Origin of the sequence: Nonomuraea sp. NPDC023979 (assembly GCF_040639085.1) — a bacterium.
GTDB classification, from domain to species: domain Bacteria; phylum Actinomycetota; class Actinomycetes; order Streptosporangiales; family Streptosporangiaceae; genus Nonomuraea; species Nonomuraea ceibae.
In genome coordinates this window covers 54323-67815 of record NZ_JBEZZG010000016.1, presented here as the reverse complement: position 1 = coordinate 67815, position 13493 = coordinate 54323, and the positions used below count along the sequence as shown (strand labels likewise).

Below are 13493 nucleotides of genomic sequence, written 5' to 3'. Positions count from 1 at the left end.
GCTGGCTCCCTTTCGGATCAGAGGATCTGGGTGCTGGGGATGCGCTGGACCACGCGCTCCAGGTGGGCGTTGAAAAAGGACTGCGGGCCGTGGGGGTGCTCGAAGGCGGCCAGCATGGTGGCGGCGGCCTGCGCCAGGTCGTGGAGGGCCTGCACCGTCTGCTGTGGGGTGTGGGTGACGCCCTTGCGGGGGTTGCGGCCGATCATGCCGGACAGGGCTGCCGAGGCGCGGCCGGCGGCGGAGACGATGTCCAGCAGGTAGCCGCCGCCGTCTCGGGTGAACTCATAGGGGTGCTCGATCGGGCGGGGCAGGGTGTCGGGGTCGATGCTGAACGCGGCGACCTCCGCCGTGAGGATGACGTCGCACAGCTCGTGCCGCGTCGCCGTCATGTCGCTGGCGCGGTACGCCTCGACGACCTCGCCGATCTCCTCGCTGATTTTGGCGATCCGCCAGGGAATGGTGTTCGGCGAGCCGGGGGCGTCGCCGGCGCTGTCGGTCAGCCACTGTGTGATGGCGGCGATGGGCGGACGGTGAATGATCATGCGATGCTCCGTTCCGAGGTGGGGGTGGGGGGCGTTTCCGGTAACTGGCCGACGCCCCAGCCGTCGCAGTCGATGCAGGCGCCGTACCGGGTCGGCAGGACGTACTTGAAGACGGTGCCGCAGTCCGAGCAGGTCTTGCGCGCCTCCAGCGCCTTGGCAATGGCGGCACGCTTGGCCGGCGTCATCGGCCTGATCGGAGCGGCGAGGTCGATCCGGTAGAGGTAGGCGACCCGGTAGCCGGCCTTCTCCTTCTTGCAGCCCCACATGATCTGCGCCTGGACGCCCTGGCCGTTGGGGCGCAGCCCGAGCTTGCGCAGCTGCCGGTAGGTGGCCATCCCTTCCGGAGCCATCTCCCATGGGTAGGTTGGGAAGCCCCACTTCTTGCCTTCGGGGTCGTAGTAGGGCATCCGCGCCCGGCTCACCTGCGGCCTCCTCTCGAGCGGCGAGCCGGAATGCGGCCCGCCGCTCGTAGAAGGCGCTGGTGTCGACGTTCCTGAAGCTGACGTTGGTCTGGCGGCTGTTGACCCGGTAGGCGGGGCAGTCGATGAGTGTTGCCCGGCCTCGGTGGGCCGGGCAGGCTTGTGACGCGTTCGTGCATGAGCGCGGTGCCTTCGCAGACGAGGCACAGCCAGGCCATGCCGGGCTGGGCGGGGGCCTCGCTGGTGCTCCAGCGAGCGGTGCGGGCACACGAGCAGATCAGGTTCGATGCGGGATCGCACGCGTTGATCAGCGCGAAGTGGTGGACGACGTCTGGACCACACCAGGCGATGCCCTTGGCTAAGGCGCCCGCCTGGATGCGCTCGACGGCGACGATCTCATCCGGCTTGGCGCGGATCTTCTGGTCGTCGGTGTGGTAGGTGGCCACGTAGGTCCTTCCAGGTCGAGGGCTGGTCGCGTAGCCCTGAGGATTAAGCGGCTTGGGCGACCGGAACCTTCGAGCCCCGCACGCTGACGCCGAGGGTGGCGAGCATCGCGACTGCATCCTGTTCGTCTGCAGGCATCCCTCGTAGCTCGGCGATCGCCTCGGCAAACCGCTGAGCGCGTTCCTTGTCGACGGGACCGACCTCAACTGAGAGGACCTTGCGGGTGCCGCTCTCCACCTGACGGCTGATCACCTGGAACGTCAGACCGGCGAGGGCGCGGTAGCGGTTGACGTCACGCTTGGTGAGGCCCATGATGTGCGCCACCGTCTCCGCCGGCTTCCCTGCAAGGCTGAGCTCGATGACGCGGACGATGCTGTCGGCCATGTCGTGGCGCTTGGATGCCCGGCGGGTGCGGACGTCGGTGAAGTCCTGCAGGAATGAGTGGGTCCGGCCGCCTCGGACGATGCCGTTGTCATCGTCGTAACAGGCCAGCGGGTACCAGCCGCACTCCTCGGCGTACTCAGCGTCGGCCAGGTTGCCGCCCCAGATGCTCTCCCCCCGCTGCGGCCCCCAGAACATGACGTCGCGGGCGTACGCACGGACAGCGGCCTCATCAGCGGGGGTGACGAGGTTGATGGCGCCGAGGCAGACGGCGTTGACCCAGGAGGCGCTGCGCTGGTAAGCGCGGGCCTGGCGCTCACAGTCGTGGCCTTGCGCGCGTAGGCCCCGCAGTCGCACCGCGGTCAGATGGGCGTCCATGGCCCTCTGCACGATCAGGGGAGTAACCCACTCGATGGTGCTTAGCATCTCCTCCGTGATGTGGACACGCTCGTCGGTGTATCTGCCAAGGTCGAATCCCGGGTCCAGCATGGAGAGGATGAGGGCCTTGGCGGGGCCAGGCAGAGCCCGGATGCGGCGGGCGGTGGCGGTGGCGGTGGCGCGGCGACTCACCTCACGACGCAGGACGGTCGGGGCGGTCGCGACGGCGATCTGCTCGATGACTTCGATCGGCAGCATGACGGACGTCTTGGCGTTGATCAGAGCGCTGATGCGCCGAATGGGGATGCCGGTCAGCTCGCTCAGCAGCTTGTTCGTGACACCGGGCAGCTGGCGGGCGTCACGGAGGAACGCAACGGCCTGAGCCGAGCTCGGCCGGCGCCGCCGTACGGGCGTGGGCGGAGCAGCAGTAATGGTCATGGAATCTCTTCCGTGCTGTCGGGCGGCCGGTTCGCGTCGGCCTGTACGTCAGCTGATTGTATTGGTGCTTACGTCATGGCGGAAGAGGGTTGCTTCAACGATCTACAGCGCACTGCTAGGCGCCTGTCGATGATCCCAGGTCTCGCACCCCTTCCCGGGGAGCCACCCAGGAAGATCGCAGTTGCAGAAAATCTTGCGACACGCCCACAGAACCTGGATTCCGGGTTCGTGATTACGCCATGATTGGCGACCATGAGCGGAAGCAGACCTGGACCGCCGAAGACCGTGGTCGCCAAGCACCCACTGTCGTGGACCGACGCGGAGCTGTACGACAAGGTGACAAAGCTCCAGCAGGAGTCTGGCCGGCCTCTGGCCCGGCTCATTGAGGACTTGGTCGCTCAGGCCCTCAACCACACGCCGGCGCGGCCAATGCAGCAGCAGCGGCTTCCCCTGGATGACGAGATGGCCGCCGCCTGACGGCACGGCCCACCCCGCAGCATGGAGGAGAACCCCTAACAACAAGAAAAGCCCCGCAGCGCGGGGCGTTTCCTGGTCCTGACGAGCGATCCACTACCCCGTTCAGCTCCCACATGGTTTCGCAGGCCCTGTGAGCTGAGCGACAAGGAGGATCGTCCGGCTGTATTTACCGACCTGGCGCCTGGTGGGCGCCGCGTCGGCCCTTGTGTTGCCTCCTGGTGACCAGAACGGCGATCACAGAAAGGCAATCGCCATTATGGCATCCGAACGTGGGGCCATGCCAGCATGCCCCGAATCAGGAACTGTGGCGTGTCCGACACGCGCCCCCAAAACGCCCAACCACCAGCGCCGTCCGGGTGTCCACTGGACGGCACTCATCGGCGTGTCGGACCTGCATTGGCCATCGTCGCGGGCGCTCATCGCCGCCGCGGTGCCGCGCGGCATGCGCCGGGCCGGCTCGCAGAAGGAGTGGCTGCGCACCCTCAAGGAAGACCCGGAGGTCCTGGAGCTCCGCTCGGACGGCTACTCCAACCTGATGCGCGTCGCCAACCTCATCGTGTGGGGCGCCGACTGGAACACGATGTGCTCGCGCCCGACGATCGGCCGGATCGTGGACGTGACCGGCCTGGCCAAGGGCACCGTCAAGCGGTGGGTGCGCTGGCTGCGGCACCGGGGCTGGCTCGGCACGGTGGAGCAGGGCTCCACCTGCCGGTACCGGAAGGGCACGCAGGCCGGGCTCCTCGATGACGGGCTCGGCAACCGTGCCGCCGTCTGGGTGCTGGCCGTGCCTCGTCACGCCTTCACACAACCAGCAAACGATCAGGTCGTTGACCAGCATGAATGCGTAAGTGGACCCCCTTCTGTCTCTCTCCCTGAGAGAGACAGAAGAGATCCCATGCGCACGCGCGAGGCACACCGCCGCCACCGTGATCATTCCCGCATTTCGCCGACATGGAGCATGCACGCCACGCCCCGGACCAAACGAGATCGACTTGCGGCGTGCGAGCGGCTTCGCCAGGAGCGGCCCTTGCTGCGGCAGATGACGGCCTGGTACCTGCGATGGCTGCTCAAGCCGTTCTTCGACGCCGGGGCGACCGTCGCCGACGTGCTGCACGCGCTGGACGTGCGCGCCGACGACAGCCGGTGGACATACACGTGGACGAGCGTGGCGGAGATCCGGCACGCGCCGGGCTGGGTGCGGAACCGGCTGGCGGCGTGGCTGGGCGCCGATGGGCGGGTGCTGCCGCTGCGGTCGCAGCGGCGGGCGGCGGCCGACGCGCGGCGGCGCGCTGAGCAGGAGGCGCGGCGTCAGGAGTACGCCGAGATGGCGGCGGCGGCCGGGGTGGAGCTGCCCGCGCCACGCTCGGCTCCGGAGCCCGTCTCGGCGCCGAGCGCCGAGCCCGCGCGGTCGCCGGCGGACGGGCCGAACTCGGAGTTCCAGCGGGTGCGGGCCGAGCTGGAGCGCCGCCGCCGGGAGCGGGAGGCCGCCGACGCGGCGGCCGAGGCCGCGTGGCTGGCCCGAAGGTCATCGTGACGGACGCGAACGCGTGGGCGGATCTGGCCAGGGAGTGGCTGAGGTTGTCCTCGCCGCGGGCCGCGCGGGCGATGCAGGAACAGGACCAAGAGGCGGCGCGGCGGCGCCGGGAGTGGCGGTCGAAGGAGAGCTGGCGGGGTGCGCGGGCCGACCGGGAGGCGGAGGCGTACCTGGAGCGGACCGAGTGGGCGATGGAGCCCGAACCGGTGACCCCGCGCGAGCAGGAGATCGCGGCGGCGCGAGAGGCGCTGGAGCGGGAGATCGCCCTGGCGAAGGCTCGTGCTCGTGCTCGGGCCGAGAGGGAGCGAGGGGCTCAAGACCGACGAGGATATCCGCGGTGAACCTCCCCAATGTTGCTTACCGCCATTGGTTCGCTTCAGCGCCTCGTGCCAAGGGATCCTAGGTGCGACTGGAGGAGTCCAGTCTGACTGAGAGGGGCGCTTGCTGGTGTGCCTGTCGAGGCGTACCAGGTCAGCAGAAGCCAGCGGCATAACCCTGAGGATCTCGCGCACGAAGTACCCGCCTAGGTGTTCCCGGCTCTCATGTCGCGCTGACCACCCGTTTCGACCGAGGCGTTGGGCTGGAGCCTGGTGGCGCCCGTTCCCCGGGCCGGCCGACTTTGCGCCGCCTTAGCTTGGGGCCGCAAACCGGGCTCTCGCCCTCGTTCGAGACTTGCCGGTGGGTGGGCTCGTGCGTGCCGCAGCAGAGATCTTTTGCTGGCGCAAAACATCTTGCTGCCGCACGCACCGCCCGGTTTGCATCCCCTGCGCGCAGCGGCGCTGTGTCTGCCGTACCCGGGGGCGGGCTCACCACAGACCAGCCCGCTACACCCCGGCGATGCAGATCAGATCAGCGTCTGTGCCTGGGTGCCGGCGCCAGTGAACGAAGGGCTCCTTGCTATGGATATACAGGTCAGTGTTACCGGCAGGATCATCTACGAGCCTCACTTCTTTCCCGCCACCCACAGCAAGCCGGCCATGTGGTCAGCCACACTCGATGTCAATGGTCCTCCCACGCCGGACCGTGACGGAGCCGCTTACATTCCGACGCGACTCGTCGAGGTCGTGCTCTATGGGCTGGCCGCCAGCCGGGCGAGCGAGTCCTACCGCAAGGGCCACGTGATCGTGGTTCAAGGCTGTGATCTCATCGCGCGCAGCTATGAGACCAAGGACCGCTCCAACCGACCTCTGGTGCGCAGCGTCGTTCGAGTAACCGCAACTGCCATTGGTTTGTGCTCGCGCTACAACGTCGTGGCCGAGGCCGCGACGTCCTGGCCGCCGGCTGGGTATTCCGATTCCCCGCGCATGGTGCAGGGCGCTTCGACGCGGAGCACGGAAGTGCCTGCGGCCGCCTAAGCCCTGGTTCCTGCGGGCCGTCTGCGTCCGCCGTCGGCGGCCCGCAGGGTGTTCCGCCCCGCGGACAGCATCCGCATCCTGACGCGATGCCTGGTCCGGGGACATACGGGCGAGGGCGCGCGCGGCGGATTTTGTTCACTTCTTCGATTTGGGAGCCATCATCGCTATGTCCGTCACCTCGACCGACGTCCACTCCGATTCCGCTTCCGGTGGCGAGCCGGCGGTGGGCAGTGACACCTACCTCGATCTCGACGTACCAGAGGACTACCGCCTGGCTCGGATCGAGGTACGCCATCTCGGCCACTCCCCCTATAACGTGCGGGAGGACCTCCACATCACCCAGAGCTTCTGCGCGTCGCTCAAAACCGAGCTGCAGGTTCCGCTGACCGTTGTCCCCATTCCGGACAACTACCAGCGGGGGGAAGGCGAAGAGGAGCACCGCTGGTGGGTCGTCAAGGGCAATCGCCGCCTGGAGGGTGCACGAGCGATCAAGCTGGAGAAGATGCTCTGCCTGATCGACCTGACCAAGAACGGCGACCTGACGAGCATGCTCGTCGACCAGGTTGTGGAGAACGACGACGAGTATCGCCGCGGGCTCACTCCGTTCGAGCAGTCCCGGGCACTGTTCCTGGCCCACCGAAGCGGCGCCACCCGAGCCGAGATCCGTAAGAAGACCGGCCGTACCCGGCAGGAGATCGCCGACGCTCTCGCCGCAGGGAAGCTTTCCGAGCACACACGATCCAACGCCCAGTCCGTGGACTATGCGTGGACCCTGGATGAGCTGGCGCTGCTGGACGAGTTCGATGGCGACACGGAAGCGCTCGACACGATCAACTACCTGATCTCGGAGCGGGGACACAGTGGCCGGCACGCCATCGAGGCCGTCCGCGCGGAGCGGCAGGAAGCCGCTGCCCACGCTCAGGCTCTGGCGGACCTCGCTGCTGCCGGCATTCCAGTAGCCGCGGAATGGCCGGTCGGAGCCCTCCTGCTCACGCAGCTGGCCGCTCGCGTGGAGGGCTTCGATCCTGATCAGCATGGCGAATGCCCTGGCCGTGGAGCCTTCTTCTACTCATGGCGCCCGGAGCGGGCCGAGCTGTACTGCAGCACGCCCGAGCAGCACGGCTATACCGCGCCCGAGCACATCGCGTTTCCTTCGGCTGCCAAGCCGAAGGACGATGGCCCACCGCGCAAGGTCGTCGTGGAGGGAAACCGGGCCTGGATGGCGGCGGCCACCGTCCGGCAGGAATGGCTCGCGGGCTTCTTCGCCCGCAAGAGCGCACCCAAGCCGGTCACCCGATTCATCACCCGAGTTCTCAACGACATGCCGTCGCCGGTGCGTGACCGGCTCGGCTCGGCACCGCGCTCTGAGCTGTACCGCAAGCTCGGCGGTCCGGCTGACCTGGAGGCCGCACTGGCTACCGCCACGCCCGGCCGGCTGGCGATCCTCCAGCTCCTGCCGATCGCAGTGGCCTGGGAGTACCAGATGAGCGAGGTCTCTGCCGAGGTCAAGAACACCTGGCGGGAAGGGCGCCACAGCCCCTGTCCCACCGCTGACGCGGCTCAGTGGCTGAGATTCGTGGTGAACGAGCTCGGGCCGGAGCTCGGTGACAAGGCTTACGTGCCGGCTCCGATAGAGCAGGCATTGATCGACGGGACTCCATACCAGGGGAGTTCCACCGACGCCGTCAGCGACAGCCCTGCGACACCGGAGAGTGAGGAAGCAGGCCAGGAGATTCACACCGACACCGTCGACGACATCGAGGCCGCAGCCACCGTCCATGATGCTGGAATCGCCGAGGCCCAGCCTACCGAGACCGATACCCAGGATGATGCCTCCCTGGGTGAGGACCGGCCCCCGGCCGACCCATCAGACGTCGAGCGCAACCTGACCGGCGTCTCTGCCGAGGTGCTGGACACGACAGTTCCCGCATCGGCCGAACTCACTTCCGACGCCCAGGACGAAGCCGAAACGCAGGACGATCTGCGGGCTGCCTGATCTCAGACCGTCAGGTCAGTCGACCTGACGTACCACTGGCGCCTGAAGAGGCATCACCGCCTGCTCAGTCCGGCTGCACCAGGCAGTTATCCAGCCCATTGGAGCGGATAGCCCCCTCGCCGGGACGCGCTACTCCCGCAAACGACTGCGTGCGCCTCTACGCCTAAGGCGTGGCGGCACCGGATTGCCTCATCGCAAGGCGATGCACCGCTCCCGGCGCATACATCAGCGCCCTGTCCCCACCTCAGTGGCCTCACGACCACTTCCGATCCCATCGAGAGGACTCACCCACATGACCCATGAAGCCGAGCCCCTGTTGACCCCGGCTGAGGTCGCGACGATGTTCCGCGTCGACCCCAAGACCGTCACCCGCTGGGCGAAGTCCGGCAAGCTTTCCTCCATCCGGACCTTGGGTGGACACCGGCGCTACCGCGAGACGGAAGTCCGCGCACTGCTGGCACGCCCCGACTCGGCGAGCCAGTGACATGGCAACGCGCGGATTCGTCGGCTTCGTAGTCGACCAACAGGAGAAGATCACCTACAACCACCACGACTCGTTTCCAGCCGGGGTTGGCCTGGACATCCTGACGTGGCTACGCGCTGCCGTCCGCACTCTGGACGAGATGCGGCAGCGAGTCGCCGCTCTGCGGGTCGTCAGCGACTCCACCAAGCCCACCGTCGATGACATCGAGCGGCTCAGAAGGTACGCCGACACCTGCACAGATCCCACGCAGATCGAGGATTGGTGGCAGCTGCTCTGGCAGACCTACGGCAATCCTGCGGCCATCTTGGACGCGGGCGTGATCTGGGACGCGTCCTACTTCCCGGCCACATCCACTCATTGCGAGTGGGGGTACATGATCGACCTCGACGTCAAGGTGTTCGAGGTGTACCGCGGCCAGCAGAGCGAGCCGCACCAGCGCGGCCGGTTCGCACCGGTTCCCGAGCCCAGCCAGGCCTACCCGGCAGCTTTGGTCATGGGATGGCCACTGGGCCAGTTGCCGAGCGATGACGAGTTCCTGGCTGCCCTGACTCTCACTGAGTAGCTCCTGGGCGATGTGGCGTACCGACGCGTGAGCCGCTCTGTCGCCGCTCGCATCCCCCTGGTCCATCCGCGGGCCTGGCCGCTCAGGCCGGGCCCGTCGCATGCATGCCCTCACGATCCATCCTCTAAGGAGCACATCGCTGGTGACTTCCACGTCCGCCCTCGCCCTGACCACACGCGACATCGACCTGAAGAATTTCGTGGACCTGCTGCGGCACCAGCAGGCGCACAAGGTCGACGTGGTCGTGCACAGTGAGCAGATCCGCGCCGTAGGCACGCGGTTGCAGCTCACCGGCACTTCGCCGCTCCTGTCGCCCAGCGGCGTCACTGCCACCTCCGGCCTCTACACGCCCACCCGGGTGTGCGATCAGGGCCTGGCCAGCAAGCTCGGCATTCCGCAGCAGTATCTGCGCCGCCTGCGCGCCGAGAAGCCTCAGCTGTACGACGCCAACGTCAACGGCTGGCTCAAGAGCGCCGATCGTCGCTTTCTCCTGCGTGGCCTGCACAGCGAACGCGGCGGCCACGGCATCGCGCGCGCCTTCCTGTCCGACAGCTACCGGATCATCGACAACCTCGACGTGCTGACGGCCGCTCTTGAAGGAGTGCGCCAGGCCGGCGTCCAGGTCCAGATCGACGGCTGCGACCTCACCGAGCGCAGGATGTACGTGCGCGTGATCTGTCCCCAGGTCGGCGCGCTTGCACCGGACCTGCTGCGCAACTACCGCAGCCCGTTCACCGGCGCCACCGGCGCCGAGAACCCGCTGGTGTTCGCCGGCTTCGTCATCGCCAACAGTGAGACCGGCTGTGGCGCGTTCACTCTCATACCGCGCCTGGTATTCCAGGTGTGCCGCAACGGTATGACGATCACCACGGACGCTCCCCGGCACGTCCATCTTGGCGCTCGCATGGATGAGGGCATCGTTCGTTGGTCGGCCGACACCTCACAGAAGAATCTGGCCCTAGTCACTGCCCAGACCAGAGATGCCGTCGCCACCTATCTGGACGTCGACTACGTCCGCGCCAAGCTGAACGAGCTCAGTGGCCTGGCCCACACCGTGGTTGATGACCCAGCTCGGACGATTGAGTCAGTGGCCAAAAAGCTCTCGTTCACCGAGGAGCAGCAGGAACTGATCCTCGGCCACTTCATCAAGGGGGCCGACCTCAGCGCTGGCGGCGTGATGCACGCCGTCACCAGCGTTGCCCGGACCATACCTGACGCCGACATCTCGCACGAGATGGAGAACTCCGCGCTTCGAGCGCTACACCTTGCCGCTGGCCGTCGCTGAGCTTCTCCCCAGACGTGCCGCATCCGCCATTGCTGATCCCAAGAAGGCGCCGTGGTGTGCCTGTCCGACATCCCCTATCCCCCGCCTCGGCCGCGTCGAGAAACCGCGTGTCAGGTGGCTGCCCGAGACATTCGGGCGCTTGAAGCGATCCATCAGCGGCTTCTCGCCGACGATGACTGGAATGCCGACACCCTGCAGGCCATCGAGCAGATCATTCTCGACACCGGCCGGGTCACGATTGCCGAAAACGTCAGGGCCGACATGATCGAAGATCATCGGGGGCGGCCGGTCGCACGGGTGGACTCCGATCAGATGGTCGGCTTCTTCTACCAAGCGGCCCACGGCGGCATCCGAGTCGAGCTGTTCACGCGCGATGCCGAGGCAGCCGGCCGCCTGCACGTCGAGCTCGACGGACAACCACTGCACGCCAGCGGCGCGCGCGACCCCGGCTCAGGGGCGCGCCCAGCCCCGTGCGATGTGATCCACAGCACCACGTAGGGCCGGGCCTATGTCCCCTCCGGCCTGCGCAGAGTCCAGCAACTGAGGAACCCATGATTACTGACACCGCTCCGCAGCTTCGCCACGTTGAGATGGCGTGGCGCGGCTACGACAAGATCGCCGTCGCCAATTCCCAGCCGAAACCTGCATTGCGCTGGTACCAGGAGGAGTACCGCAGCACCTGCGGGACGGGCTGCTGCTACGCCGGGCACCTTGCCCTCGCGGCAGGCAGCCACTGGCTGGTCAAGATTCACAACAATCAGATGACCATCGACGGTACCCCCGTCACCAAGACCGACCGCCGTTGCGTTGAGCACTCCATCCACCAGTACATGCTCGCCACCGAGGATGACCCTCTCCCCCTTATCCGGCTGGTCCGGGGCAAGCGGGTCATTCATGTCCGCCACCAGGCCGCCCATCTCATCGGGCTGAACCCCTACGCCGACAACCACGACGACGGCGGCCTCTTCGCGCCTGGCAACTCACGCGAAGATCTGGCCCGGCTCATCACCGAGCAGATCGGCCCCCGCCCATAGCCCACCTCTCCTCGGCCGGCTCCCGCAGTTTCCGAGCCGGCCCTCCTCTCACGGACGGAGACTGACATGAATCGCCAGGCAGAGCCGCAGGAGGCATCACCCGTCGCGGGCAGCCTGCGGCCGGTGGCACGAGAGCCGAACGTGGTGATTCGCAACAACAGCCTCTTGTGCCCATACCGCGACTGTGGTGCGGCCAACGAGATCGTCGAACTGGAAGTCGCGACCCGCAGGAACGAGCTGGAGATCACAGCGAACGGAACGCTCACAGTGCTGGTCGGCAATCACAGATTCGTGTCCGACGGGTACGAGTGCGGCGTTTGCAGCCGCCCAGTACGCATACCCGACGGCCATTCCATCGCATCCCGTGACGATGAGTACGACGCCTCGGCGGCGCCACCGGCGCAGCCCCGCTGAGATAGCCCATTTCAGACATCGGTCGAGCGAACTCCCCACGAGCTGCACTCGATTGTGCGTGCAGCGCTGCCCCAGCACCGGCCTCGTGGCCAGTGTGGCGCCGCCACAGCCCAAGAGATGCCGGCCCAGAGTGCACGCCCGGCAGGACCCAGGCTGAGCGGTTCGAGAGCTTGGAGATTCCTGACGCCGATCTTGACCTGTGATCAGGAAGGACTTTGATGGACAAGCTGGTCGCGACCGGCAACCGAGACTTGGACGCCTATCTGCGCGCGTCACGTGCTGTCCTGCCGCTCCAGCGGGGACTGGACGACGCCGAGAAGCGGCTCGCATTCGCGGTTTGGGACCGCAGCGTGTGGTGGGCACCGAACTGGGACCCGGACGAGGATCGAGCCGGCCACCCACCGTATGAGGATGCTGAGGCCATCGCCGCCAGCGCCCCCGGCCTAATCGAACAGGCGATGGACAGGGCCGAGGTGTTCTACAAGACCGGGGCCGCAGCTGCTCCGCGCCTGGCGAAGGTCGCCGCCGACCAGATCGTCGCCATGTGGGAGTCGTATGACCCCCGATACCGGGAGGTCTGATGCCGGCGTGGATTCGCGATGAGCTCGTGAACCTGGTCGCCGCTATCAGCTCCGTCCTGGACGTCAATGGCGAGCGGGCCTTCACGTTGTCGGATGCCCACGAGGACCTGCCCCACATCCTCCCCGAGGACGAGGGCAACCGGTGACGCAGCTCGAGCCGCTGCCGCGGGGAGCGGTAGTCACCTACCACGGCTCCCTGCAGGCAGAACACGGCACATGGACTGTGGCCGGGCCATGTGCCTGCGGCGGCTGCATGACGGTCTTCCACCACGTGTGGGACCAGATCTATTGGTCCCTACCGCTCCACGAACGACCCAACATCGACAAGCACTACGAGCCTTACAACCGCTACGAGCTGGAGCGCGAAGACGGCGATCGGCTGCTGTGCGTCCGCCGCTCCAGCATCACCCCCGCAACTCAGGACAGCCGATCATGACTCACTGCCAAGACGCCGCAGATCTCGCCGCCCAAATCACCGGACTCGGATTTGCCGTCGACATAGGCGACGAGCCCACCCCCGGCCTGTGCCGACTCACGATCACCGGATCAGGATCATGGACCGCAACCGTGGACGTGCCCCTCGCAGGTGGCCGCAAGGTGCTCACCATCCATGCAGCCGACCCTGAGCAGGCCGCCGAATTCGCCCAGGTGGCTCGTTTCCTCGGCTGTGAAAGCAGCCACGAAGGGGGGACGTGAGCCACAAGCCAGCCGTCCTCATCATGCACGCGCGGCTGGCTCGTTGGGAGGTCGCCCGTGCCGGTAGCCGCTCCCATCAGGTGATCACGCTCACGCGCGACGCGTTGACCATCCAAGTCACCTTCGCGAGCGGCGAGCCAACCACTACGGAGATGCTGGCACCAGGCGCCGCCTCATTCGTCGGCATCGACAGGGCCGCAGTCGGCCTCTGGATGAGGACGAGCCGCGCCGAGATGGCACTGCACACGGTAGGCAACCGGGTCACAGTCGCCGGCAGAGCAGGAACCGTCATCGGGTTCGAGCTGGTGAAACGGCGTCCAGCTGCCGGCCCGTGGAGGTTCCGAGTCCAAGTCGTCTACGACGACGGCTCGGAGGGCACCCCGTTCCCGACCATCGCGGCGCCGCTCGCTCCCGCCCCGGCTCCGGCCAGCTGCGCAGGTTGGCAGTGCGAAGAGCTCGGCACTCAGATGTGC

19 protein-coding genes are annotated in these 13493 nt (G+C 67.1%); 15 read left to right on the top strand and 4 right to left on the bottom strand.

What is annotated here, in order from left to right:
- Positions 1–17: 17 nt before the first annotated feature.
- Genes AB0G11_RS26295 through AB0G11_RS26280 form a run of 4 tightly spaced genes read right to left on the bottom strand, consistent with a single transcriptional unit; the run spans position 18 to position 2602 of the window.
- A complete protein-coding gene (locus tag AB0G11_RS26295; RefSeq protein WP_357588861.1) occupies positions 18–542 on the bottom strand; it encodes a MazG-like family protein in 525 nt (174 codons plus the stop codon).
- Positions 539–964 carry an RRQRL motif-containing zinc-binding protein gene (locus AB0G11_RS26290; protein ID WP_357588859.1) on the bottom strand — a complete coding sequence of 142 codons (426 nt, stop codon included), beginning with the start codon at positions 962–964 and terminating at the stop codon, positions 539–541. Before AB0G11_RS26290 ends, AB0G11_RS26295 begins: the two co-directional genes overlap by 4 nt.
- The gene (locus AB0G11_RS26285; RefSeq protein ID WP_357588857.1) at positions 961–1407 is read right to left on the bottom strand and encodes a hypothetical protein; all 447 of its coding nucleotides are present in this window, start codon (positions 1405–1407) and stop codon (positions 961–963) included. Before AB0G11_RS26285 ends, AB0G11_RS26290 begins: the two co-directional genes overlap by 4 nt.
- 43 nt (positions 1408–1450) lie before the next feature.
- On the bottom strand, positions 1451–2602 hold the full coding sequence (locus AB0G11_RS26280; protein ID WP_357588855.1) for a hypothetical protein: 1152 nt from the start codon (positions 2600–2602) through the stop codon (positions 1451–1453).
- 252 nt (positions 2603–2854) lie between these two features.
- Between AB0G11_RS26280 and AB0G11_RS26275 the strand changes: the two genes are divergently transcribed.
- The 15 genes from AB0G11_RS26275 to AB0G11_RS26205 all read left to right on the top strand — a co-directional run bounded on the left by AB0G11_RS26275 (position 2855) and on the right by AB0G11_RS26205 (position 13020).
- Positions 2855–3079: a hypothetical protein gene (locus AB0G11_RS26275; protein ID WP_357588853.1), complete on the top strand. Its 225-nt coding sequence runs from the start codon at positions 2855–2857 to the stop codon at positions 3077–3079.
- 382 nt (positions 3080–3461) lie between these two features.
- Positions 3462–4613: a hypothetical protein gene (locus AB0G11_RS26270; RefSeq protein WP_357588851.1), complete on the top strand. Its 1152-nt coding sequence runs from the start codon at positions 3462–3464 to the stop codon at positions 4611–4613.
- Positions 4610–4954, top strand: coding sequence for a hypothetical protein (locus AB0G11_RS26265; protein WP_357588849.1), 345 nt, complete (start codon positions 4610–4612; stop codon positions 4952–4954). The genes AB0G11_RS26270 and AB0G11_RS26265 overlap by 4 nt, the downstream gene beginning before the upstream one ends.
- Positions 4955–5491: 537 nt before the next feature.
- Positions 5492–5968: a single-stranded DNA-binding protein gene (locus AB0G11_RS26260; protein ID WP_357588847.1), complete on the top strand. Its 477-nt coding sequence runs from the start codon at positions 5492–5494 to the stop codon at positions 5966–5968.
- A 166-nt stretch (positions 5969–6134) separates the two neighbouring features.
- A complete protein-coding gene (locus tag AB0G11_RS26255) occupies positions 6135–7964 on the top strand; it encodes a hypothetical protein (protein ID WP_357588845.1) in 1830 nt (609 codons plus the stop codon).
- Between the two features lie 292 nt (positions 7965–8256).
- Entirely contained in the window at positions 8257–8448 is a 192-nt protein-coding gene (locus tag AB0G11_RS26250) for a BldC family transcriptional regulator (RefSeq protein ID WP_357588843.1), read from the top strand.
- A gap of 1 nt (position 8449) precedes the next feature.
- Entirely contained in the window at positions 8450–9010 is a 561-nt protein-coding gene (locus AB0G11_RS26245) for a hypothetical protein (RefSeq protein ID WP_357588841.1), read from the top strand.
- Positions 9011–9152: 142 nt separating this feature from the next.
- A complete protein-coding gene (locus AB0G11_RS26240; protein ID WP_357588840.1) occupies positions 9153–10295 on the top strand; it encodes a DUF932 domain-containing protein in 1143 nt (380 codons plus the stop codon).
- Positions 10296–10409: 114 nt separating this feature from the next.
- Positions 10410–10793: a hypothetical protein gene (locus AB0G11_RS26235; RefSeq protein ID WP_357588838.1), complete on the top strand. Its 384-nt coding sequence runs from the start codon at positions 10410–10412 to the stop codon at positions 10791–10793.
- 53 nt (positions 10794–10846) lie between these two features.
- Positions 10847–11329 carry a hypothetical protein gene (locus AB0G11_RS26230; RefSeq protein ID WP_357588836.1) on the top strand — a complete coding sequence of 161 codons (483 nt, stop codon included), beginning with the start codon at positions 10847–10849 and terminating at the stop codon, positions 11327–11329.
- A 66-nt stretch (positions 11330–11395) separates the two neighbouring features.
- Positions 11396–11743, top strand: a complete 348-nt coding sequence (locus tag AB0G11_RS26225) for a hypothetical protein (protein ID WP_357588834.1) — start codon at positions 11396–11398, stop codon at positions 11741–11743.
- A gap of 218 nt (positions 11744–11961) precedes the next feature.
- Complete coding sequence (locus AB0G11_RS26220) at positions 11962–12324, top strand: hypothetical protein (RefSeq protein WP_357588832.1); 363 nt, start codon at positions 11962–11964, stop codon at positions 12322–12324.
- On the top strand, positions 12324–12470 hold the full coding sequence (locus AB0G11_RS26215; RefSeq protein WP_357588831.1) for a hypothetical protein: 147 nt from the start codon (positions 12324–12326) through the stop codon (positions 12468–12470). The genes AB0G11_RS26220 and AB0G11_RS26215 overlap by 1 nt, the downstream gene beginning before the upstream one ends.
- Positions 12467–12760 (top strand): hypothetical protein, encoded by a 294-nt coding sequence (locus AB0G11_RS26210; RefSeq protein ID WP_357588830.1) that lies wholly within the window; start codon positions 12467–12469, stop codon positions 12758–12760. The genes AB0G11_RS26215 and AB0G11_RS26210 overlap by 4 nt, the downstream gene beginning before the upstream one ends.
- Positions 12757–13020 (top strand): hypothetical protein, encoded by a 264-nt coding sequence (locus AB0G11_RS26205; protein ID WP_357588828.1) that lies wholly within the window; start codon positions 12757–12759, stop codon positions 13018–13020. Before AB0G11_RS26210 ends, AB0G11_RS26205 begins: the two co-directional genes overlap by 4 nt.
- Positions 13021–13493: the final 473 nt, after the last annotated feature.